The sequence below is a fragment of the Pedomonas sp. V897 genome (assembly GCF_051304405.1).
GTDB lineage: Bacteria > Pseudomonadota > Alphaproteobacteria > Sphingomonadales > Sphingomonadaceae > Pedomonas.
Map to the genome: position 1 here is coordinate 605,467 of NZ_JBPPGG010000002.1, position 21,314 is coordinate 626,780.

Sequence of the window (21,314 nt, forward strand, 5' to 3'; positions counted from 1 at the left end):
CCGTGCCCAAGGGCCCAGCCACGCTGACCCCCAGCCACGCCGACCCGAGGGCCAAGCAATTGTGGGAGAAGACAATGAAGCTGCAGAAATTGCTCCTCAGCGTCGCGGCCGCCGGCCTTTGCATGGCGGCTCCGAACCTCACCCAGGCCGCCTTGATCACCTCCTGGGACTACACGGTTGACGCCGCCTGGCAGAACTGGACGCCCGGCACCGTCAACCAGTTCATCGAGGGCAACGAAGATGTGCTCGAATGGGGCACCGAAAACCAGGGTGGTCTCAGCCAGCTGCGCGTCACCCGCCAGCTCGACGGCACGATCACGACCAATGACGGCGTCGGCTCGCCGGGCGCCACCATCACCCACCGCAACTTCGCGATCGATCCGCCGGAGCTGGCCTCCACCGATCTGGTCGTCGATGTGACCTTCGCGCCAACCGGTAATGGCTTTGTCGCCCCCTTCACCCAGACCTTCTTCATCGACTTCGACGAAACCCCGAATTCGTTGCCCTGCCCCTATCCGGGCGCCAACGAGGTTCCCTGCGATGACATTTTCATCCTGCGGAACCCGGAAGACCTGTCGGTCAGCTTCCAGGTCGACGACTACCTCTACACCGCGACGCTGGTCTTTGACGAAGCGGCGTTCGAGAGCGCGGGCGGCACCATCGGGTTTGAAGACATCGATGGCGACGGAATCCCCGAGCTGTTCTTCCTGACCCGGGAAAACCGGGCCTCCATCCTGCCGACCAACATCGTGATCACCGCCGTGCAGGTGCCGGAGCCTGCGGCCCTGGCCGTTGCCGGCATGGGCATCATCGGCCTCGGGCTGGCGACCCGTCGCCGCCGCCGTCAGGCCTGAGCCCCGGATTTGCCAGGCCATGAACCGGCCCGGGCAAAAGACGGATATGGAACGACCTGTCGTCCCGGCGGAGGAGCAAGGGCGCACAGGGCGGCGGCCGACCCCGCCCGCCCGCTCCCGCCCCCTTCTCCGCCGGGCGCTCACATCCCCACGGTCGTGCGAGCCGGACCGGGAGCCAGGGGCCACCTTCGGCGTTTTTCCCGTATTGCGATAACAATCAGCGGATTGCCTGTCCCGTTGCAGACGCCAGGGCAGGCACGGCCCTATTATCCAAATAGGTTTTCACCCGAAACAACATCCCCCGGATTCCCCTTCTGCCCGGGAGCGGCGACCGCCTGCGCCCCGCAAAGCTTCGTTTGCTGATTTATGGCGGATTTCTGCGGTTTTCGTTGCTCACCCGAATTATTAACGAACCGTTGTCGGCAAGATTTACGCCGTTACGTAAGCACTACATTCTTGCCGGACACAAGGTGCTGAGTTCGCACGTTTTTCCATATTGGCACAATCATTGCTTATCTCCCTGGCACCAAAACAACCATGCCTGAAGGCACGCCAAACTTGGGAGATGGACATGAAACTGCACAAGTGGCTACTCAGCGCTGCCGCCGCCGGAATGCTGACCGCCCCGGGCGTTGCCCAAGCGGCCCTGATCGAGTTCTGGGATTACGAGGTTGAAACCCAATGGACCAACTGGGCTCCGGCGGGCGTGAGCCATTTTGAGGAGGCGGGCGAAGATGTCCTCGAATGGGGTACCCCGACCTCCGGCACCAACCGCAGCCAGCTGCGCATCACCAAGAGCCTGAACGGCACCATCGAGACCAACGGGTCAGGCAGCCCGGGCGCGACCCTCACCCACAACAACTGGCCGATCACCGGCACCGAGCTTTCCAGCACTGACCTGATCGTCGACATCAAGTTTGCGCCGTCGGGCACCAGCCTCGGATCGCCGTTCACCCAGACCTTCATCATCTCGTTCGACGAAACCCCGAACGAGACGCCGTGCCTCTATCCGGGCGCCAATGAAGTGCCGTGCGACGACCTGTTCATTCTCCGCAACCCGGATGATTTGACGATCAATTTCGTGCTGGACGGCTATCTCTACACCGCCAGCCTGGTGTTCGATCAGGCCGCCTTCACGAGCGCCGGCGGCACGATCGGCTTCGGCGATATCGACGGCGACGGTACCGACGAGCTGTATTTCCTGACCCGCGAGAACCAGGCTTCCGTGCTGCCGACCACCATCGTCATCACGGCAGTCCCGGTGCCGGAGCCGGCCGCCCTGGCTCTGGTGGGCGCTGGTCTGGCTGGCCTCGGCTTCACGATGCGCCGCCGCAAGAGCTGAGCCGCATCCTTGGCTGACATGCCCCCCCCCGAAACAAGCAAAGGGCGCCGGATCGGCGCCCTTTGCCTGCCAAAAACAACCATGCGGGAGCGGAAAATCCACTGCGGCCAGCATGTCCGCCATCCGGAGCGGGGCAACACCCTGCCCTCGACCCGGAGACCCTGGGGGGACGCGACGCAACGACCGAACCGCGACTCAACAGACGCAATACGACGCTACCGACGCAACGCAACACGACGCCACGCATACGTGGACGCAACGCAACCAACGCAACCTACGCGACGCTACACAACCGCTACTCGAACTATACGCAACGCAACCAGTACACACCCCCTGGCAGGAGAGCTCTTTGTTACACTTTCGAACGAACGTTCAACCGGTTAAAGCCGCCCGGGTTTTCCGTGCCAGACCACACGCGGGTGGGACACGCAACGTTCGTCTCGAACCCCGAAATTGCAACGTGCAATTCCGCAACGACAGGTGGGAAGCAACGACCCGGAGGTCAACCCTGGAAAACCGCAGAATTCTGCCGTTTCGGGGGTGAACCGACCGAAGCCGGGCCGAAAAGAAATCGCGCCGTCCCCGGGGAAGGACGGCGCGGATCGTATACTGATCTATTTTGAACTTGGCTACACAAAAAACACCCCGTGCGTCGGCATGACGCAGTTTTGTCAGCTGTCCGCAAACACGTGGGTCTCGGCCTTGGCACCCGGATGGGTCACCGCGCCGTAGCGCGCCGCCCCCACGGTCTGGCCATAGCGCCAGATCGCGCCAGAGTTGTAATCCGTCTTGCGCGGCTGCCACGTCCGCCGGCGCTCGGCCAGCTCCTCCTCGGTCAGCTCCACATCGATGGTGCCCTTGATGGCATCGATGTGGATCATGTCGCCGTCGCGCAGCAGGCCGATGGGGCCGCCTTCCGCCGCCTCCGGCCCCACGTGGCCGATGCAGAAGCCGCGGGTCGCGCCCGAGAAGCGGCCGTCGGTGATGAGCGCCACCTTCTCGCCCATGCCCTGGCCGTAGAGCGCCGCCGTGGTCGACAGCATTTCGCGCATACCCGGGCCGCCCTTCGGCCCCTCATAGCGGATGACGATGACATCGCCTTCCTTGTACTGGCGGTTCTCCACTGCCTGGAAGGCATCCTCCTCGCAGTCGAACACGCGGGCCGGACCGCTGAAGGTGAGATGCTTCATGCCCGCCACCTTCACGATGGCGCCCTCCGGCGCGAGCGAGCCGCGCAGGCCGATGACGCCGCCTGTCGGCGTGATCGGGTTGGAGATGTGGCGGATCACCTTCTGGTCCGGGTTCCAGGTGATCTCCTCCAGGTTCTCGGCCAGGGTCTTGCCGGTGACGGTCAGGCAGTCGCCATGGAGATAGCCGCCCTCGAGCAGGGTCTTCATCACCATGTAGATGCCGCCCGCCTCGTACAGGTCCTTGGCCACATAGCGGCCGCCCGGCTTGAGGTCGGCGATGTAGGGCGTGCGCTTGAAGATCTCGGCCACGTCGAACAGGTCGAAGTCGATGCCGCACTCGTTGGCCATGGCCGGCAGGTGCAGCGCCGCGTTGGTGGAGCCGCCCGTGGCCGCCACCACCGTCGCCGCGTTCTCGAACGCCTTGCGGGTGCAGATGTCGCGCGGGCGGATGTTCTTCTCCAGCAGGTTCATCACGGCGCGGCCGGCGGCGCGCGCCACGTCCTCACGGCTCTTGTAGGGCGCCGGCGCCATGTTGGAATTGGGCAGCGACAGGCCGATGGCCTCGCCGACGCACGCCATGGTGTTGGCGGTGAACTGGCCGCCGCAGGCGCCGTGGCCCGGGCAGGCCACCTTTTCCAGCTCGGTCAGGTCCTTCAGCGGGCAGGTGCCCGCCGCGTGACGGCCCACCGCCTCGAACACGTCAACGACCGTCACGTCGTGGTCGTGATACCGGCCCGGCAGAATCGAGCCGCCATAGACGAACACGGACGGCACGTTGAGGCGCAGCATGGCCATCATCATGCCCGGCAGAGACTTGTCGCACCCGGCGAAGCCCACGAGCGCGTCGTAGCAGTGGCCGCGCACCGACAGCTCGACGGAGTCGGCGATGACCTCGCGGCTGATCAGCGACGCCTTCATGCCCTGGTGGCCCATGGCGATGCCGTCGGTGACGGTGATGGTGTTGAAGCGGCGCGGCGTGCCGCCCGCCTCGATCACGCCTTCGCGCGCGATGTTGGCCTGCGCATCGAGCGCGGTGTTGCACGGCGCGCTGTCATTGCCCGCCGACACCACGCCCACGAACGGCTTGGCGATGTCCTCCTCGGTGAGCCCCATGGCGTAGTAGTAGGACCGGTGCGGCGCGCGTTCCGCCCCCACCGAAACATGACGGCTGGGCAACCTGGACTTGTCGATGGGCATTACAAACCTCCTGATAATCGTGGTGCCGTCCTAACCGCTCCGCGCAATAAACGGAAGGCATTTGATGCGGGAATCGCAAAATAATGGCGCAAGAAGCCCCCGCACCCAAGTCTCAATAGCCGCCCTTGGGGAACGCCTGACTAGAACCCATAGACCATGAACCATCCTCCCGCGCCGGTTCCCAATCCCACCGCAGGCACGATGCCCAGCCAACACCAGACTAATGATGCCAACAATACACAAAAATATTTTCAATCAGAAGAATATATAAAAATAATACTTTCTATAAATAAGTAACAATTGCTCAATTATCAAAATAGCAAACATATTTTATTTAAGGAATAACCCTTTTCCAAAAAATATTGTTGCATGATGAAGCGATATTATTTTTAAGAAAAGAAGTATATCGTTGATTAAAATTCAATCATTAAATTCATAATACCAAACAGAGGGATAATCATGTCAAACGATAAACAATTTCTCGATGCAATCAATCAGATTGATGCTGTCCTGGGCGAAGACAAAGATTTCGCTGGGGTCGAAGATTTGTGCAAACTGTTCAACCAGATCAAGGGAGTAATAGAGACTATACTTCCCTTCATTGACAAAATACCGGTTTATGGTTCCACCATGGCAAAGGCGTTACGGCTTCTTCTTCAACTTGGAAGCCTCGTCTGTCCGAAGTAATTAGGAATGGGAGGCGAAGTCCGTTCGGGATCACTTCGCCTCCTTAAGACCCGAACTCAAGCCGACCCACCAGATCAATGTTGCAGCGAGCCGGGCTGGCGGCCTGGACATCACTCTCCTTACCAGTCGACAGGATGATCCAGCACAGGGTCTACAGCAGGAAACGCAGGAGCGCCGAAAGCCGCTCGGCCCAGTCCGCCACTCCTTCGGGCGTGGAGATGAGATCCTGGCGGATCTCGATGGACAGATAGGGCAGCCCCCGCGCCTCGGCGTGGCGGTCCATGGTGTAGTTGAGCACCTGCCCCGAGTAGGGCTCGTTGTCGCCCACCACCAGCCCGGGCTCGCGGCGCAGCCACTCGATGGCGCGGCGGGCGAGCCGGTCGTCGCGGTTGTAGAGCAGGCCCACATGCCACGGCCGGGAAAAGCCGTTCATGCGCGGCGTGAAGCTGTGCATGGAGACAAGCGCCAGCTTGCCCTCCTTCTCCAGCATGGAGTCGATCTCGGCGGAAAGACCGTTGTGATAGGGGTGGAAGTAGAGGTCCAGCCGCCGCTGCCGCTCCTCCGGCGTCAACCCCATGTTGCCGGGAATGAGAATGCCGTCGGAGGACTCGGGGATCAGCCCCGGATGGTCGGGATCGCGGTTGAGGTCGATCAGCAGCCGCGACACGGTGGCGGGCCAGAGCCGCCCGCCGGTGCGGTTGCGCACGGCGCGCGCCACGGCAAGGGAGCCGATGTCCCAGGCGATGTGCTCCTGCAGGTGGCGCTCGTCCACGCCCAGATTGTTGTAGCTGCGCGGGATGAAGTTGCTGGCATGGTCCGCCACGAACAGCAGACGGTTGGTCAGGTAGGTCTTACGGGGACCAGACGGAACCGGGGTCAACATGACAGCAAAACCTTGGCGACAAGGTACGGGTTTGGACGAAGCTCGGGGTTTCTTTGCCCCTGGCTTTAGCGGATCACGCCAAAGGGGCAACAACGATTTTGGCGAAACGTAGCTCTATCAAGTACGCAACCTTTGCGAGGCTCTGAGCAAAGCCCCCTCCCCTCAAAATCACACATGGCATGAGCATTTCGGTCCGATCAGACAATCATTTTTTTAATATCACATTAACTTTAACACGCTGAAATAACAAAATCTCCAAAGGGGTCGTTCACCAGTGCAAGCCAGCCCTTCGCAAGGACCGGACCGATCTCGAGTCAAAGCTCATCAAACAGATACATGATATTGAAATGAATAGGAAATTATCAAAAATTGCTACTATTTTCGCCACGACAGTAGCGATGTCCCCTGCATATGCTTCGGAGGCCGTGACATTAGAAACGAGTGTCCAGCCCGTTTTTGTGAATGGCAAATTACAAGGCTGCGCATTTCACTTCCGAAGCGCAAAGAGTGAAGTTCAGTATAGAAATGGGGAACTCACTATAGCAGATGGATCCCTCAACTTTTACGCCTTTGAGGGAAAGGTGCCCGCATTCGTTCTAAAAATTGGCATCATTGACCCCAACAAAAAGACCGTTACCGCACCTGACACGGCGTACCTTATTAATCAGCTTGAAACCAACAAATCAGATTTAATCAATAGTATTGATGCAGAGGCCAAAGGCTTTCGCATGTTTTCCTATGAAGCGAATGGTAAAACCGTCGATATCATTACTGATGCAAGTATTTCTGGACGCCTTACCATCGGCTACACACTAAACGGGGGGCAGATGGCCAGCTTGCTACCCATTGATATGACTATGAAAAATCTGGACCTTAACAATCCAGACAATAGCACAATTGACACCAACGCCCCCAGACGGTGGCTAGAATGCATCATTCAAAACATGAAAAATCAAATGGAATATTTTAATAAATAAATTCAATTATTAATTCAAAATTACTTTTCAACAAGACGGACGACACAAAAACAATCTGGATCATACGGGAGGGGATACACTCCCCTCCCGACAACCTTGTTCGTCCGGCTCAGCCCAGGGTCTTGAGCGCCTTCTCCAGCCGCTCGGCCTGGGCGGCGAGATCGGCCAGCTTCTCGCGGGCTTCCTCGACCACCTCGGGCCTGGCCTTTTCGAGGAACGCCGGGTTGTTCAGCCGGCCCTCGATGCCGCCCATTTCCTTACGGGTCTTCTCCAGGCTCTTGGCGAGGCGCGCCTTCTCCGCCGCCAGGTCGATGATGTCGGCCACAGGCAGCAGGTAGGTGGCTTCCTCCACCACCACCTGGATCGCGCCCGCGTCCACGCCCTCGCCCGGGTTGATGCTCTCGAGGCGCGCCAGGCGCAGGAGCGCAGGCTCGTAGTGCTTGAGGCGCACGATGGTCTCGGCCTTCGCGCCCGTCACCACTGCGTTGATCTTCGCCGACGGCGGCACGTTCAGCTCGGTGCGGGCCGAGCGGATCGCCGAGATCAGCTGGATCAGCCAGGAGACATCCCCCGCCGCCTCCGCATCGACCGCGTCCGCCGGGACGCTGGGCCACGCGGCGGTGATCAGCCGGGTGTCCCGGGACTCGCCAAGGGCGTTCCACAGCTCCTCGGTGATGAACGGCATGATCGGGTGGAGCATGACCAGAATCTGGTCCAGCACCCAGCCGGCAACGGCGCGGGTCTCCGCCGCCTCACCCTCGCTCTCGCCGTTCAGGATCGGCTTGATCAGCTCCAGATACCAGTCGCAGAACCGGTCCCACACGAAGCTGTAGATGGTGTTGGCGATGTCGTCGAAACGGTAGGCGGCATAGGCCTGCTCCACCCGGGCGACGGTTGCCGCCACCTCGCTGATGATCCAGCGGTTGATGGTGAGCGACGCCTTGGGCGGGGTCGGCCCTTCCGAGCCGCCAATGCCGTTCATCTGGCAGAAGCGCGAGGCGTTCCACAGCTTGGTGCCGAAGTTGCGGTAGCCCTGGATGCGGGCCTCCGACAGCTTGATGTCGCGGCCCTGGCTTTCCATGGCGCACATGAAGAAGCGCAGCGCGTCCGCGCCGTACTTGTCCATGAGGGTGAGCGGATCGACCACGTTGCCCTTGGACTTGGACATCTTCTGCCCCTTCTCGTCGCGGACGAGGCCGTGGCAGTAGACGGTGTGGAAGGGCTCCTTCCCCATGAACTCGATGCCCTGCATCATCATGCGGGCCACCCAGAAGAAGATGATGTCGAAGCCCGTCACCAGCACGTCGGTCGGGTAGTGACGCTTCAGCGTCTCGGTCTGCTCCGGCCAGCCGAGGGTGCCGAACGGCCACAGCGCCGAGGAGAACCAGGTGTCGAGCACGTCCGGGTCCCGGGTGAGCGTCACATCCAGCCCGCACTTCTCGTGGGCGAGCCGGTAGGCCTCCTCCTCGGTCTCGGCGACGAACACGGAGCCGTCCGGCGCGTACCAGGCCGGGATCTGGTGACCCCACCACAGCTGGCGGGAGACGCACCACGGCTCGATGTTCTCCATCCAGTTGTAATAGGTCTTGGACCAGCCTTCGGGCACGAACTTCGTCCTGCCCGAGCGCACCGCCTCGATGGCGGGCTGGGCCAGAGTCTTGGCGTCCACGTACCACTGGTCGGTGAGCCACGGCTCGATCACCACGCCCGAGCGGTCGCCATAGGGCATCTGAATGGTCTTGGGCTCGATCTTCTCGACGAAGCCGGCCGCCTCCAGATCGGCCACCAGCGCCTTGCGGGCCTCGAAGCGGTCCATGCCGACATACTTGCTGGGCACGCCCTCGGCGGCGATGACGCGGGCCTCGGCGTCGAAGATGTTGATCATCGGCAGCTTGTGGCGCTGGCCGACGGCGAAGTCGTTGAAATCATGGGCGGGCGTGATCTTCACCGCGCCCGAGCCCAGCTCGGGGTCGGCCCACTCGTCGGCGACGATGGGGATGAGCCGCCCGGTCAGCGGGTGGCGGATCATCTTGCCGACGATGTCCTTGTAGCGCTCGTCCTCCGGGTGCACCGCCACGGCCGTATCGCCCAGCATGGTCTCGGGACGGGTGGTCGCCACCACGATGAAGCGGGAGGGATCGTCCGCCAGCGGGTACTTGAGGTGGGTGAAGGTGCCCTGCACCTCGCGCATCTCCACTTCAAGGTCGGAGATGGCGGACTTGAACTTGGGGTCCCAGTTGACCAGCCGCTTGTCGCGGTAGAGCAGGCCCTTGTTGTAGAGGTCGACAAACACCTTGGTGACGGCCTTCGAGAGGCCCTCGTCCATGGTGAAGCGCTCGCGCGACCAGTCGCACGAGGCCCCGAGGCGGCGCAGCTGGCGGGTGATGGCCCCGCCCGACTCCGCCTTCCACGACCACACCCGCTCCAGGAATTTCTCGCGGCCCAGATCGGTGCGCTTCACGCCCTCGGCGTCCAGCTGGCGCTCGACGACCATCTGCGTGGCGATGCCCGCGTGGTCGGTACCCGGCTGCCAGAGCACGTCGTAGCCCTTGAGGCGGTGATAGCGCACCAGCACGTCCTGCAAGGTGTTGTTGAGCGCGTGGCCCATGTGCAGCGAGCCGGTCACATTGGGCGGCGGGATGACGATGGTGAAGGTGGGCGCGCCCGGGCGCTGCCCGGCCTTGAAGGCCCCGGACTCTTCCCAGGCCTTGTACCACTTGGCTTCAATGGCGGACGGTTCGTAAGTCTTTTCAAGCATTGGCGTCATCCTCTGGAGGCGGGCACATTTGCCAGACTTCGCCCAAAGGGGAAAGGCTTTAAGAGAGGTTTTCCAGCACTCCGGGCGACGCACGGCCCCGGCCGCGCGGGGAAGACAGGGCAGCATACACCGGAAAGGACGAGGCGGAGACCGGGCGTTTCGCGCACAACCGGAGCGGCGTTCCGGGCACACGAACCGGAAACCGCCGGAACCGCCAACGGTTGCGGCCCGCCCCCGCGAGGGGGCCGCGTGAAAATCCTTGCCTCCGGCCAGTATCCCTTTCAGGGTTTGCGCCCGAGCGGACCGGGACCATGCCCCGGCCCGGAAGACGTTTTGCAGAAGAAGGGATGAGCCGATGCGTTTGCAGGGACACAGGCTGAACACCACCATGAGCCGGTCAGGCATGACCCGGTCAGGCATGACCCGGGCGGGCCGGGCCGCGCTGGCGGCGGCGATGCTGGCCGGCAGTCTGCTGTCGGCAGCGCACGCCGAGTCCCTGCCCAACCTGTCCGCCGAGCGTCTGGAAGCCCATGTGCGTATTCTGGCGGACGACGCCATGGAAGGCCGTCAGGCTGGCCACCCGGGCTATGACCGCGCCGCCCAGTATGTGGCGGGCCAGCTCCAGGGGCTGGGCCTCAAGCCCGCCGGTGACACCCCGCAGGCGGGCGGTCTCGACGGCTACTTCCAGAAGGTGACGCTCCAGGGCGCCAAGCGTGTCGCCGAAGGCGCGGCGCTCACCCTGCGCACGGCGGACGGCAAGGCCGTGCCCCTCTCCTACCCGGAGGATTTCATCGTCGGCGTCTCCATGACCGAGGCCGAGACCCGCCTCTCCGCCCCGCTGGTGTTCGCGGGCTTCGGCATCGACGCGCCCGAGCGCGGCTACAACGACTATGCGGGCCTCGACGTGAAGGGCAAGATCGTGGTGCTGCTCTCCGGCACGCCCAAGGGCTGGGAGAGCGAGATCGCCGCCTACTACGGCGCGGTGAAGGCGCAGACCGCCGCCGCAAAGGGCGCGGTCGGCATCATCACGGTCGCCACCCGCGAGTCCGAGGAGCACCGCCCCTACAAGAAGTCGCTGGACTACCTCGACACCGAAAGCATGACCTGGGTGGGCGCGGACGGCAAACCGTTCGACCGGGCGCCCGAGATCCGCGTGACCGCCATCCTGAGCCCGGACGCAGCCAGGACCCTGTTCAAGGGCGCGCCCCGGTCCTACGCGCAGGTGCTCGACGCGGTTGAGAATGAGGCCTCCGCCAAGGCGCCCGTCGGCAGCTTTGCCCTGCCGGTGACCGCCGAGATCGCCCAGAAGTCCACCCACCGCACGCTGCACAGCGCCAACGTGGCAGCCCTGCTGGAAGGCAGCGACCCGGCGCTGAAGAACGAATATGTGGTGCTGACCGCCCACCTGGACCACCTCGGCATTGGCAAGGAGGTGAACGGCGACAAGATCTACAACGGCGCGCTGGACAACGCGACCGGCATCGCCACGCTGATCGAAACCGCCCGCGCCTTTGTCGAGAACGGCACCCGGCCGAAGCGGTCGGTGCTGTTCGTGGCGGTGACCGCCGAGGAGAAGGGCCTCGTTGGCGCGGACTACTTCGCCCGCACGCCGACCGTGGCCAAGGACGCCATCGTCGCCAACGTGAACCTGGACATGCCGGTGCTGCTCTATCCGTTCAAGGACGTGGTGGCTTTCGGCGCGCAGCACTCGACGCTCGGCGACACGGTCGCGCGGGCAGCGGCGCAGGTGGGCATCGCCCTCAGCCCGGACCCGATGCCCGAGGAAGCCATTTTCGTGCGCTCGGACCACTACCGCTTCGTGCAGCAGGGCGTGCCCTCGGTGATGCTGATGCCGGGGTTCCAGTCAGCCGACCCGTCGCGCAACGGCGGCGAGCTGTGGATGAACTTCCTCAAGACCACCTACCACCGCCCCAACGACGACCTGACCCAGGCCATCGACTGGCAGGCGGGCAAGACGTTCGCCGAGGTAAACTTCCTCATCGCCCGCGATATCGCCAACGCACCCGCGCGCCCCACCTGGCTGCCCGGCAACTTCTTCGGCCAGAAGTACGGCACGCCCCTCACGGTCGCCGCCGACCCCCACGCCGCTCACCACGGCCACGGGCAGCATTAGGAACTGGCCGCACGATATTTAAATTTATGACTTTTTTTCGCAGGGGCCTCGGGCCCCTGCACCCCTTTCCTTTTGGGGCCGCGTTTCCGGCGCACACTGGAGACACGACATATAAAAAGGGCCGCGCCCTGCGGGAGCTGCGGCCCTTTCCTACGAATGGGAGGTCGCAGGAGGGGCAAGCCCCTCCTGCAACAAATCAAATTACGCCCCCGCCCCTTCCAGCTTCGCCTGCAGTGCCCGGTAGAGGTCCCCGGCGGCTTTCAGGTCACCGGCGCGGGTGTGGAGGTTGACCGTGCCCTGGAACGCCTGCGAGATCACGGGGCTGAGCGCCTGCACCCGCTCCCGCCACTGCGCCCATTCGGGCTGGGTGGTCAGCGCCTCGCCATAGAGGCCGCCAAACTGCTCGACGAGATAGAAGCCGGTGCGATCGGTCGCGGTCTCGAACGAGCCGTCCTCCGGCAGGGCGAAGATGGCGACCGGTACCAGCATGTCGCGCGACGGCAGGATGTGGTGCACCGGGCGCGCGCCGAAGCCCACCCGCGCCCGCATCCACTGCTCGACACCGACGAGGCCGAGCGTCGGGTCCGCCGGCTGCCAGCTCTCGGTGGTCTCGTCGAACACCTCCAGCCAGCGGTGGTCGTTGTGCGCAAGGCCGAAGACCGAAGCGCTCGCTCCGTACTGGGCGACCACCTCCTCCGCGTCCTTCTGGCGCTGCGGACTTTCCGGCTGGATGTTGACCTCGGCGATCTGCCGGGTGCGGATTCCCGCCGCCGTCATCAGGGCGCGGGCGACGCGGGCCTGTTCGGCGCAATTGCCGCCCCGGCGCTCGATGATCTCCACCAGGCTGCGGCGGCCGTAGTCCGTGTCCGTCCAGACGAAATTGGCGTTGAGCCAGTCGATGATGCGGCGAGCCTTGGCCATGCTGGCCGTCTCCGTCCCCACGATCTCGCGGGCGAGACGGTCGATCGCCGCCTGTTCCTCCGCCGCCACGGCAGGCGCGGCAACGGCAGACACGGCGGGCAGCGGCAGGGCGAGAACCGCCGCGACAACGGCAAGGACGGAACGCATGACTTGTCTCCGGGCGTCGTGTGGACATGTTTGACAGGCCGGCCCTCAAGATCAAAGGGCCGAATCCGGCGACGACTAGCCGGCCCGTTCCATATCCACAATGGTTCATCATTTCGCAAACGACGAACAGTGCTGGAACAGCGCCGGTCGCAGGCGCGCCCTGGCGACTCCGAAGGCCTGCCTGGCGGATTGTGACGGGTTCGGGCGGGCGGATCTGGCGGCGGTTCCCCCCGCCCGCCCCGCCTGCGCCCCGCTTCGCCTCCAATTTTCCGCCGGACGCCGCAGAATCCCGCCCGGCGCATTGATTGCCAGAAGACGCAATCCTAGCTTTTGCCCCAGAGGCGAAGCGCATCTTCGCCGCTCCCGTCACGAGTAAGGTGTGGATCAATGGAGAGCCTGGGTCGGCGTTTGCGCGCCGCGATCGAACGAGCCATCGACGAGAAGGAACGGCGTCAGGCGCTGGTGTTCCTGGAATCGCTGAAGCTGGCCATCATGGACCAGATCGAAGCCGGCGAGACCGACCTCGTCTACGAACTGCCCGAGGCCGTGTACGAGATGCGCTCGCCGCTCAACCCGCTCAACGAGCTGTGGCTCGACTTCGAGGACTGGCTGCGCCACAACGACCTCTCCTCCTCGCTGAAGGCGGACAAGGGCTTCGGCGAGAGCCACTTCAGCCTGGCGGTCTACCCCGGCCGCTTCGGCCCGGCGCGCAAGGCCGCCAAGGATGATCTGGCCGAGACCTGGCTGGAGAAGCTGCTGGCCCGGCCGGCCGTCAGCGACGAGACCGCCGACCAGACCTCAACCCCCGAGGCTCCCAAGGACGAGTAGGCCCGCCCTGCCAGACCGGGCGGACACCCCCCTTTCGCGGCTGTTTCGTCGGGGGGGGATGGCCGCCTCCTGCCAGAAAGCCGCCCCCCTTCGGTCGCGCTGCCGCTATCATGGCGGGAAAAGCCCGAAGGGCGGCACACTCAGGCAGAGGGGGAGGACGGCCATGACGGTGGACAGTCAGCAATCGGTGCAGGACCGGGTCAGCCCGGAGGAATGGAAGCTGCGGGTGGAACTGGCGGCAGCATTTCGCCTTGCGGCGCTCTACGGCTGGGATGATCTCATCTTCACCCACATGACCGTGCGGGTGCCGGGCGAGGCCCACCACTTCCTCATCAACCCGTTCAACCTGATGTTCGAGGAGGTGACGGCCTCCAGCCTCATCAAGATCGACCTGGACGGCAAGCCGGTGGAGCCCACCTCCTACCTTGCCAACCCGGCAGGCTTCACCATCCACTCGGCCCTGCACATGGCCCGCGAGGACGCGCACTGCGTCATGCACCTGCACACGCCGCAGGGACAGGCAGTCTCCGCCATGGCCGAAGGGCTGATGCCGCTGACGCAGACCGCCATGCTCATCCGCTGGGATCTGGCCTATCACGACTATGAGGGCGTCGCGACCGATCTGGGCGAGCGGGAGCGGCTGGTGGCGGACCTGGGCGACAAGCACGCCATGATCCTGCGCAACCACGGCACGCTTGCCGTCGGGCGCACCGTGGGCGACGCCTTCCTGCGGCTTTACCTGCTGGAGCGGGCCTGTCAGGCCCAGGTGATGGCGCTGTCGGCCGGACGGGACGCCCTCTCCGCCCCGCCGCAGGGCACGCCCGAGAAGGTGGCGCAGCAGGCGGGCGGAGACAACATCGCGCTGATGGCCCAGATGCTCACCTGGCCTGCCCTCCTCCGCAAGCTGGACCGGATCGACCCCGGCTATCGCAACTAGGACTTGTGGCCCATGGACGCGGTCGGAGGATTTGGCAAATATTATACGTATTGTCAGTGAAACGATCCGCTTCAGGAGAGCAAGACCATGATGAATGACACGCCCGACCGCTATGGCGTGCTGACCCGCCTCATCCACTGGACCATGGCCGCGCTGATCGTGCTCCAGTTCCTGAAGCTGGGCGACTACATCAACGATGGCGAGCACTGGGTGGGCCAGACCATCGTGCCGCTGCACGGCTCGCTCGGCATCCTGCTGTTCGTGCTGATCGTGGTGCGCCTCGCCTGGGCCGTCAGCCAGCGCGGCCAGCGCCCGGATTACGACGCGCGGCTGCGCCTGCTGGTGAAGGCCGGGCATGGCCTGCTGTACCTGTGCATGATCCTGATGCCGCTCTCCGGCATGGCGCGCGGCCTTGGCGCCGGGCGCGGGATCAAGATGTTCGGCTCGCAACTGATCGAGGGCAGTGGCGAGAAGACCGAATGGCTGCTGGCCTTCAGCCAGATCCACGCGCCGCTCAGCTGGCTGTTCGTGGCGCTGGCGAGCGGGCACGTTCTGGCTGCCCTCTACCACCACTTCGTGCTGAAGGATCAGACCCTGCGCCGCATGGCGGGGTAAGCGTGCGCGTGCGGGCGGGGCCGCGCCTCTCCCGCACGCCGGACTTCTACTTGGTGAAGATCAGCACCGCCGCGACGACGATGAGCGCAAAGCCCACCGCCTGACGGGCGGTGATCGGCTCGCCGAGATAGGCCCACGAGAACACGGCGAACACCAGCAGGGTGATGATCTCCTGCATACCCTTGAGCTGGGCGGCGGAGAAAGTGCCGTGGCCGATGCGGTTGGCGGGCACCTGGAGACAGTACTCAAAGAAGGCGATGCCCCACGAGACGAGCACCACCGCCCACAGCGGCGCGGCCTTGAACTTGAGGTGCCCGTACCACGCGAAGGTCATGAACACGTTGGAAGCGACGAGAAGCCCGATGGCAGCGTAGGCGGACGTCGGCATAGGAACCCTTCGAGCCCTGGAATACCGGCTTGGCCGTACACCCGTTCGCGGGATCGAGAAAGGGGTTTTTGGAAGGATTCCAGCCAGCAACCGCGCCACAGGCACCTGCCAGCCCGAAGCGGGCGCGGCCCCCTCCCCGGCCCGGCGTCAGGACTTGAGCAGCGACTTGAGCGCGAGGAACCCGGGCTGGGCGACGAGACTGCGCGCCCGGGCAACGGCCGCGTCCAGCAGCGCCTCCGGCGCCACGCAGCTTTCGGCAAGGCCGAGCGACAGGGCCTCGGCAAAGGAGAACGGGGTTTCGGTGAGGCTGAGCCGCCGCACGGCGACCGGCCCCAGCTCCCGTTCCACCAGAGCGAGCGCCAGTTCCGGGAACAGCACCTCGCCCGCCGCATCCATGAGGCCGAAGCGGCTCTCCGGCTGGTCGGCGAACAGGCGCACGTCGGCAGTCAGGGCGAGAATGAGGCCGCAACCATGGGTGTGGCCGTTGACCGCCGCCACCACCGCCGTCTCCAGCTGCTGGAGCGTCTCCACCAGCGCGTGGAAGGACCGGCGCAGCTCCTCCCGCCCCTCGGGCGACAGCGCGGCAACACACGGCCCCGACAGGCCGCTGCAAAACGCGGCACCCGCGCCGGTGAGCACCAGACCGCCCGCAGGCGGCGTCTCGCCCAGCTGGCGCACCGTGCGGGTGAGCGCCGCCAGCGCCACCCGGTCCAGCGCATTGTCAGGCGGGCAGTTCAGCGTCACGACGACAGTGTCGTCCTCACGGCGCACCATGACCGTCGACAGGGATTCGGCCCGTGGTTCCGTCATGCCCACACCTCGATCGCGGTTTCATCACACGATGCGCCTCAGGCACCGCACCGGCGCGACATCATTAAATTGCTGAATAAAATCCGCAACTTGATTTCAAATGGTAAATCCGTTTTTAAGATATTCGCCCTTGCCCGATCGGGTGGGAAAACGCGCAGCGCGCCGGAAGGCGCGCGCAAAAAGGGCTGCCGGAGCCAGGCCCCGACAGCCCCCCATGCGGCTGATCTTGTGCGTCCCGCCTATCGGGCCGCCTGCCCCGCACCAGCGGGCGCGGTCCAGCGGTTCAGCCAGTCGATCACCTCACGGTGCCACTGGATGCCGTTGGCCGGCTTCAGGATCCAGTGGTTCTCGTCGGGGAACACCACGAGGCGGCTCGGGATGTTGCGGCGCTGGAGCGCGGTGAAGGTCTTGATGCCCTCCTCCAGCGGCACGCGGAAGTCCTTCTCGCCGTGGATGACGAGCGTCGGCGTCTTCCAGTTCTTCACGAAATGCACCGGGTTGAACTTCTCGTAGGCCTCCGGGTCCTCGTAATACGGCTTGTTGCCGTGCTCCCACTCGGTAAACCACAACTCCTCGGTGGCGTAGACCATGTGGCGGTTGTCGAAGATACCGGCGTGGTTGACGATGCAGCGGAAGCCGTCCGGCCAGTTGCCGGCGATCCAGTTCATCATGTAGCCGCCGTAGGAGCCGCCGAGCGCGCAGGCGCGGTCGCCGTCGAGGAACGGATAGCGGGCGAGCGCGGCGGCCCAGCCCTTCTGGATGTCCTCGAACGGCTTGCCGCCCCAGTCACCGCTGATGCTGTCGGTGAAGGCCTGGCCGTAGCCGGTCGAGCCGTGGAAGTCGACCATCACCACCGCGTAGCCCGCACCGGAGTAGACCTGCGCGTTCCAGCGGTAGTGCCAGTTGTCGGAGAAGGACGACTGCGGGCCGCCGTGGATGAGGTAGGCGACCGGATATGTCTTCGCCGGGTCGAAGTTGGCGGGCTTGATGACGTAGCCGTAGACGTCCTCGTTGTTCCAGCCCTTGAAGCTGAACTGCTCGTAGTCGCCCATGGCGACGCCGGCCAGCTTGTCCTTGTTGACCTCCGTCAGGCGCACCGGCGCGATGTCGCCGTAGCCGAGGCTGTAGAAGTCCGCCGGCTGGGCCAGGGTGTGCCAGCTGTAGATGATGCGGTCCGCGCCGAGGTCGAACTCGCCCACCGTGCCGCCCTGCGTCAGCTGGACGGTGCGCCCGGTCCGCACGTCGATGCGGAACAGCGGGTTGGTGCCGATATGCCCGGCCTCGGCGATGATGGCGGTGCTGTCCGGGGTCCACTTGAACTGGCCGATGGAGCGGTCCCATGCCTTGGTTACCGCCCGCGTCTCGCCCGTCGTCAGGTCGCGGATCATCAGGGTGAGCTTGTCCGCCTCGAAGCCGGGGCGCTCCATCGCCAGCCAGGCCAGGAACTTGCCGTCCGGCGACACCTGCGGCTGGGTGTCCGTGGCGTCGTTGGCGTCCGTCAGGTTCTGCGGCGGCGCGGAGCCGTCAGCGGGCGCGGCGAAGATGTCGAGGTTGGTGGACAGGGACTCGATCCGGCCCGCCTCGCGCAGCGCGAAGTAGACCGTCTCGCCATCGGGGGCGAAGGCAATCTCCTCCGCGCCGCCGCTCGGCTTGGAGGGCGTATCGCCGATCAGGCCCTGCGAGACGTGGGCCACGGGGCCCGAGGCCTTGCCGTCCGCCAGTGCGACCGAGAACAGCTGGGAGCGGGTGCCGTCCGCCCAGGTGTCCCAGTGGCGGATGAACAGCTGGTCGTAGGTGCGGCCGGTCTCCGGGTTTTTCTCCTTCGCCGCCAGCCGGTCGGCGGTGCACTTCAGGTCCGCCTTGCAGTCGGGGAAGGTGTCCGCCCAGAAGACGATCCGGTCGTTCCTGGGCGACAGGCGGAAGCCGCTGATGTTCACCGGCGAGTCCGTCACCGGCATGGCGACGCCGCTGGCGAAGGTGTAGCGCCACACCTGCGACGTGCCGGACCGGGTGGACAGGAAGAAGAGGTGCTGGCCATCGGCCGACCACTGCGGCGAGGTGTCGGAGGCCGGATCGGCCGCCAGACGCCGGGGCTCGGCCCCCTTCTCCTCCAGATTGAGCAGGAACAGGTCATAGCGGCCGCGATTGGCCTCCATGTCGGTCTCGCGCAGCACGTAGGCCAGCCATTTGCCGTCCGGCGAAATGGCGGGCTCGGAGATGCGGTTGAGCGTGACGAGGTCTGCGGCGGTGAAGCCCCGCGCCGCGGCGGGCGCCTCTGCCCGGGCCGCAGCCGCGGGAGCCGCGGCCGCGCCGGAGAGCGCAACGCCGGAGAGGGCCGAGCCCAGCAGGGCGGCCGCCCCGACCCGGCGAGCGAACATGACAATTCGGGACATTGCTTTCCCTTCGAAGTTCAAGGATTGGGACGGACTATAAGGGGAAAGTTCCGGCGAGGGAAAGACAGCCCCCCTCGCCTTGCGCCGAACCGTTGCTGGCAACAAACGAATGGCCGCGCCGCCCGGCGGCACCGCCCCGACATGCGGAAAGGGGCGGCCGAAACCGGCACGCCCCTCTCTTAGAAATCCGGAAATTTCAGTTAATTACAGTAGAATGCTCAAGCTGTTCATTCACCGGCGATGCGGCCGGTGATGCGGGCGACTTCCCGCGCCACCGTGCGCTCGACGATGTCCGGCAGGTGCGCGTCCAGCCACTCCTTCAGCAGCGGGCGCAGCATCTCCCGGACCAGCCCTTCGAGGGTGTTTTCGCTGCCGGGATAGTTGCGCACCAGCAGGTCCGACAGGGAGCTGAGCTTCCGGGTCGTCTCCACCACCGTCTCCTCGGAGACGAGCCCTTCGCTCAGCAGGGACGAGACCTCGGCCTCAGCCAACGGCGCGCCGGAGGCCACCGTATCGGTGAGTTCGAGGACATCGTCCCCCGTTGCCTCCGGTTCATCGGCCACGTCATCGAAAAACTCGTCGATGGCGTCCTGCGGAGCGGCACTGGCGGCCGCGGCGGGTGCGGGTTCGGGCGAGCGGGTCTCGGCCTGCGGCGCAGCCTCCCCTTCCTCGGAGATGATGCGACGGATGGAGGCCAGAATCTCCTCCATGGTCGGTTCCTTGGACTCCGCCATCTTCAGTCCCGTTCCCTTTTATCAGACCAACGCCGCGACCTTATACTCTCGCGGACCCGGCGTCACCAGTTCCGAATAAACCAGGAAGGGTTAATAAATCAGTCCCAACCGAACAGGCGGCCCCGGGTCTTCTTGTAGTGGTCCGTCGGATCGTAGATGTCGACCGGCAGACCCAGATCCCCGGCGGTCAGGCGACCCATGCTGGCGAGCAGCGTGTAGGCAGCCACATACTGGTCGCGCTGCGCCTGCACCAGCTGCACCCGCGCGTTCAGCAGTTCCTGTTGGGCGTCCAGCACGTCGAGGATCGTGCGGGATCCCACTTCCTGCTCCTGCGTTACGCCTTCCAGCGCGATCTCGTTGGCGCGCACGGCCTCGGTGGCCGACTGGATGGTGGACCGGGCAGTCCGCAGCTGCTCCCACGCATTCTGGGCGGATTCCGTGACGCTGCGCTCCGCCGAGGCGATCTGGAGGACACGCTGGCTCTGAATCTGCTGGGCCCGGCGCACGGCGGCGTATTCCGACCCGCTCTGGTAGAGCGGAACGGTCAGCGTTGCGCCGACGGTGGCGATGGTCTGGTCCCGGTCGCCGTTCACGGCCGTGGGGATGGTGTTGCCGATCTGGGTGCGGTTGAAGCCATTCTGCCGCCAGGTCACGCCTGCCGACGCATTGACCGAGGGCAGCACCGCGCCCTTGTTCACCGCCACATTGTAGCGCTGGGCCTGTTCGTCATAGCGGGCTGCCAGCAGAACCGGGCTTTGCTCCAGCGCAATGGCGATGGCCTCCTCGGCGGTCGGCGGCAGGGGCGGAATCTCGGGCGATGCGTCCAGCGCACCGGGAAGCTGGCCCACCACGCGGCGATAGGCCTCGCGGCTGGCGGTGAGCGCCGCCTCGGCCGCCGTGCGGTTGCTGATGGCCAGCGACAGACGCGCCTCGGACTGGGCCACGTCGGTGCGGGTCAGCTCACCCACCTCGAAGCGGTCGCGGTTGGCTTCCAACTGGCGCTGGAGCACTTCCACCTGGTTCTGGTTGAGGCGCAGCACGGCTTCATCGCGCACCACGTCCATGTAGGCGATCACCGCATTGAGGAGCACCTGCTGCTCCGCATTGCGCAGCCGCTCGCGCTCGGCCAGCACCTGGCTGTCGGCGGCCCGCACCGAGTTGACGGTGCGGAAGCCCCGAAACAACGGCTGGGTAATGGTGGCCGACGCGGACTTGGAAGTGGAGGCCGGAATGCCGCCGTCCACATCCTGGCGGTCGATCGACGCCTGCGCATTCACGGACGGACGGTAGCCGGACACGGCAGCCGCCACGTCCTCGTCCACAGCGCGCAGCGCTGCCCGCTGGGCGGCCAGATCCGGGTTGGAAGAATAAGCCTGGGCGAGAGCCTCAGCCAGCGTTTCCGCCGAAGCCGGCGCGTTGGCAATTGCCAGCATCGCCGAAGCGAGAAGCAGCACTTTACGGTACGTCATAAACTAAGGTCCTTGCCCCTTGTGAGGGCCGCCCCGATACGCCGGACGAC

Annotated in this window: 17 protein-coding genes; 8 read left to right on the forward strand and 9 right to left on the reverse strand. The window is 64.8% G+C overall.

The genetic code is table 11. The features are described 5' to 3' along the window. Positions 1-74 precede the first annotated feature (74 nt). Positions 75-854 (forward strand): THxN family PEP-CTERM protein, encoded by a 780-nt coding sequence (locus ACSJJU_RS08775; protein WP_435914985.1) that lies wholly within the window; start codon positions 75-77, stop codon positions 852-854. A 571-nt stretch (positions 855-1,425) separates the two neighbouring features. Next, positions 1,426-2,196, forward strand: a complete 771-nt coding sequence (locus ACSJJU_RS08780; RefSeq protein ID WP_435914986.1) for a THxN family PEP-CTERM protein — start codon at positions 1,426-1,428, stop codon at positions 2,194-2,196. Between the two features lie 671 nt (positions 2,197-2,867). On the opposite strand, the gene ilvD is transcribed toward ACSJJU_RS08780, so the two are convergent. Continuing rightward, entirely contained in the window at positions 2,868-4,583 is a 1,716-nt protein-coding gene (gene ilvD, locus ACSJJU_RS08785) for a dihydroxy-acid dehydratase (protein ID WP_435914987.1), read from the reverse strand. A 459-nt stretch (positions 4,584-5,042) separates the two neighbouring features. On the opposite strand from ilvD, the gene ACSJJU_RS08790 reads away from it, so the two are divergent. After that, positions 5,043-5,270 carry a hypothetical protein gene (locus ACSJJU_RS08790; RefSeq protein WP_435914988.1) on the forward strand — a complete coding sequence of 76 codons (228 nt, stop codon included), beginning with the start codon at positions 5,043-5,045 and terminating at the stop codon, positions 5,268-5,270. 151 nt (positions 5,271-5,421) lie between these two features. Here the strand turns inward: ACSJJU_RS08790 and ACSJJU_RS08795 are convergent, their stop codons facing one another. Further along, the gene (locus tag ACSJJU_RS08795; RefSeq protein WP_435914989.1) at positions 5,422-6,153 is read right to left on the reverse strand and encodes an N-formylglutamate amidohydrolase; all 732 of its coding nucleotides are present in this window, start codon (positions 6,151-6,153) and stop codon (positions 5,422-5,424) included. A 347-nt stretch (positions 6,154-6,500) separates the two neighbouring features. Here ACSJJU_RS08795 and ACSJJU_RS08800 point away from each other — a divergent pair, with 347 nt between their 5' ends. Further along, positions 6,501-7,130 (forward strand): hypothetical protein, encoded by a 630-nt coding sequence (locus ACSJJU_RS08800; protein ID WP_435914990.1) that lies wholly within the window; start codon positions 6,501-6,503, stop codon positions 7,128-7,130. Positions 7,131-7,239: 109 nt separating this feature from the next. On the opposite strand, the gene ACSJJU_RS08805 is transcribed toward ACSJJU_RS08800, so the two are convergent. After that, on the reverse strand, positions 7,240-9,897 hold the full coding sequence (locus ACSJJU_RS08805; RefSeq protein WP_435914991.1) for a valine--tRNA ligase: 2,658 nt from the start codon (positions 9,895-9,897) through the stop codon (positions 7,240-7,242). 346 nt (positions 9,898-10,243) lie between these two features. Between ACSJJU_RS08805 and ACSJJU_RS08810 the strand changes: the two genes are divergently transcribed. Next, complete coding sequence (locus tag ACSJJU_RS08810; RefSeq protein WP_435914992.1) at positions 10,244-12,022, forward strand: M28 family metallopeptidase; 1,779 nt, start codon at positions 10,244-10,246, stop codon at positions 12,020-12,022. Positions 12,023-12,223: 201 nt separating this feature from the next. Here the strand turns inward: ACSJJU_RS08810 and ACSJJU_RS08815 are convergent, their stop codons facing one another. Further along, positions 12,224-13,090, reverse strand: coding sequence for a transglutaminase-like domain-containing protein (locus ACSJJU_RS08815; RefSeq protein ID WP_435914993.1), 867 nt, complete (start codon positions 13,088-13,090; stop codon positions 12,224-12,226). Between the two features lie 387 nt (positions 13,091-13,477). Between ACSJJU_RS08815 and ACSJJU_RS08820 the strand changes: the two genes are divergently transcribed. The 3 genes from ACSJJU_RS08820 (at position 13,478) to ACSJJU_RS08830 (ending at position 15,470) form a co-directional block, all read left to right on the forward strand. Beyond that, complete coding sequence (locus tag ACSJJU_RS08820) at positions 13,478-13,918, forward strand: hypothetical protein (protein WP_435914994.1); 441 nt, start codon at positions 13,478-13,480, stop codon at positions 13,916-13,918. 163 nt (positions 13,919-14,081) lie between these two features. Continuing rightward, positions 14,082-14,855, forward strand: coding sequence for a class II aldolase/adducin family protein (locus ACSJJU_RS08825; protein WP_435914995.1), 774 nt, complete (start codon positions 14,082-14,084; stop codon positions 14,853-14,855). Positions 14,856-14,942: 87 nt separating this feature from the next. Further along, the gene (locus ACSJJU_RS08830; protein WP_435914996.1) at positions 14,943-15,470 is read left to right on the forward strand and encodes a cytochrome b; all 528 of its coding nucleotides are present in this window, start codon (positions 14,943-14,945) and stop codon (positions 15,468-15,470) included. 46 nt (positions 15,471-15,516) lie between these two features. Here ACSJJU_RS08830 and ACSJJU_RS08835 read toward each other — a convergent pair whose 3' ends face one another. The 5 genes from ACSJJU_RS08835 to ACSJJU_RS08855 form a co-directional block, all read right to left on the reverse strand. After that, complete coding sequence (locus tag ACSJJU_RS08835) at positions 15,517-15,858, reverse strand: DMT family protein (RefSeq protein WP_435914997.1); 342 nt, start codon at positions 15,856-15,858, stop codon at positions 15,517-15,519. Positions 15,859-16,005: 147 nt separating this feature from the next. Next, positions 16,006-16,668, reverse strand: a complete 663-nt coding sequence (locus ACSJJU_RS08840; RefSeq protein WP_435914998.1) for an enoyl-CoA hydratase/isomerase family protein — start codon at positions 16,666-16,668, stop codon at positions 16,006-16,008. A 239-nt stretch (positions 16,669-16,907) separates the two neighbouring features. Then, positions 16,908-19,061 carry a prolyl oligopeptidase family serine peptidase gene (locus ACSJJU_RS08845; protein WP_435914999.1) on the reverse strand — a complete coding sequence of 718 codons (2,154 nt, stop codon included), beginning with the start codon at positions 19,059-19,061 and terminating at the stop codon, positions 16,908-16,910. 227 nt (positions 19,062-19,288) lie between these two features. Then, positions 19,289-19,795, reverse strand: a complete 507-nt coding sequence (locus ACSJJU_RS08850) for a DUF2497 domain-containing protein (RefSeq protein WP_435915000.1) — start codon at positions 19,793-19,795, stop codon at positions 19,289-19,291. A 98-nt stretch (positions 19,796-19,893) separates the two neighbouring features. Continuing rightward, positions 19,894-21,264, reverse strand: a complete 1,371-nt coding sequence (locus tag ACSJJU_RS08855) for a TolC family outer membrane protein (protein WP_435915001.1) — start codon at positions 21,262-21,264, stop codon at positions 19,894-19,896. Positions 21,265-21,314 lie beyond the last annotated feature (50 nt).

Excerpts from the sequence above, each read along its gene's own strand:
- ACSJJU_RS08775 (WP_435914985.1), top strand. The coding sequence starts at position 75 with ATGAAGCTGCAGAAATTGCTCCTCAGCGTCGCGGCCGCCGGCCTTTGC.
- ACSJJU_RS08780 (WP_435914986.1), top strand. The coding sequence starts at position 1,426 with ATGAAACTGCACAAGTGGCTACTCAGCGCTGCCGCCGCCGGAATGCTG.
- ilvD (WP_435914987.1), bottom strand. The coding sequence starts at position 4,583 with ATGCCCATCGACAAGTCCAGGTTGCCCAGCCGTCATGTTTCGGTGGGG.
- ACSJJU_RS08790 (WP_435914988.1), top strand. The coding sequence starts at position 5,043 with ATGTCAAACGATAAACAATTTCTCGATGCAATCAATCAGATTGATGCT.
- ACSJJU_RS08795 (WP_435914989.1), bottom strand. The coding sequence starts at position 6,153 with ATGTTGACCCCGGTTCCGTCTGGTCCCCGTAAGACCTACCTGACCAAC.
- ACSJJU_RS08800 (WP_435914990.1), top strand. The coding sequence starts at position 6,501 with ATGAATAGGAAATTATCAAAAATTGCTACTATTTTCGCCACGACAGTA.
- ACSJJU_RS08805 (WP_435914991.1), bottom strand. The coding sequence starts at position 9,897 with ATGACGCCAATGCTTGAAAAGACTTACGAACCGTCCGCCATTGAAGCC.
- ACSJJU_RS08810 (WP_435914992.1), top strand. The coding sequence starts at position 10,244 with ATGCGTTTGCAGGGACACAGGCTGAACACCACCATGAGCCGGTCAGGC.
- ACSJJU_RS08815 (WP_435914993.1), bottom strand. The coding sequence starts at position 13,090 with ATGCGTTCCGTCCTTGCCGTTGTCGCGGCGGTTCTCGCCCTGCCGCTG.
- ACSJJU_RS08820 (WP_435914994.1), top strand. The coding sequence starts at position 13,478 with ATGGAGAGCCTGGGTCGGCGTTTGCGCGCCGCGATCGAACGAGCCATC.
- ACSJJU_RS08825 (WP_435914995.1), top strand. The coding sequence starts at position 14,082 with ATGACGGTGGACAGTCAGCAATCGGTGCAGGACCGGGTCAGCCCGGAG.
- ACSJJU_RS08830 (WP_435914996.1), top strand. The coding sequence starts at position 14,943 with ATGATGAATGACACGCCCGACCGCTATGGCGTGCTGACCCGCCTCATC.
- ACSJJU_RS08835 (WP_435914997.1), bottom strand. The coding sequence starts at position 15,858 with ATGCCGACGTCCGCCTACGCTGCCATCGGGCTTCTCGTCGCTTCCAAC.
- ACSJJU_RS08840 (WP_435914998.1), bottom strand. The coding sequence starts at position 16,668 with ATGACGGAACCACGGGCCGAATCCCTGTCGACGGTCATGGTGCGCCGT.
- ACSJJU_RS08845 (WP_435914999.1), bottom strand. The coding sequence starts at position 19,061 with ATGTCCCGAATTGTCATGTTCGCTCGCCGGGTCGGGGCGGCCGCCCTG.
- ACSJJU_RS08850 (WP_435915000.1), bottom strand. The coding sequence starts at position 19,795 with ATGGCGGAGTCCAAGGAACCGACCATGGAGGAGATTCTGGCCTCCATC.
- ACSJJU_RS08855 (WP_435915001.1), bottom strand. The coding sequence starts at position 21,264 with ATGACGTACCGTAAAGTGCTGCTTCTCGCTTCGGCGATGCTGGCAATT.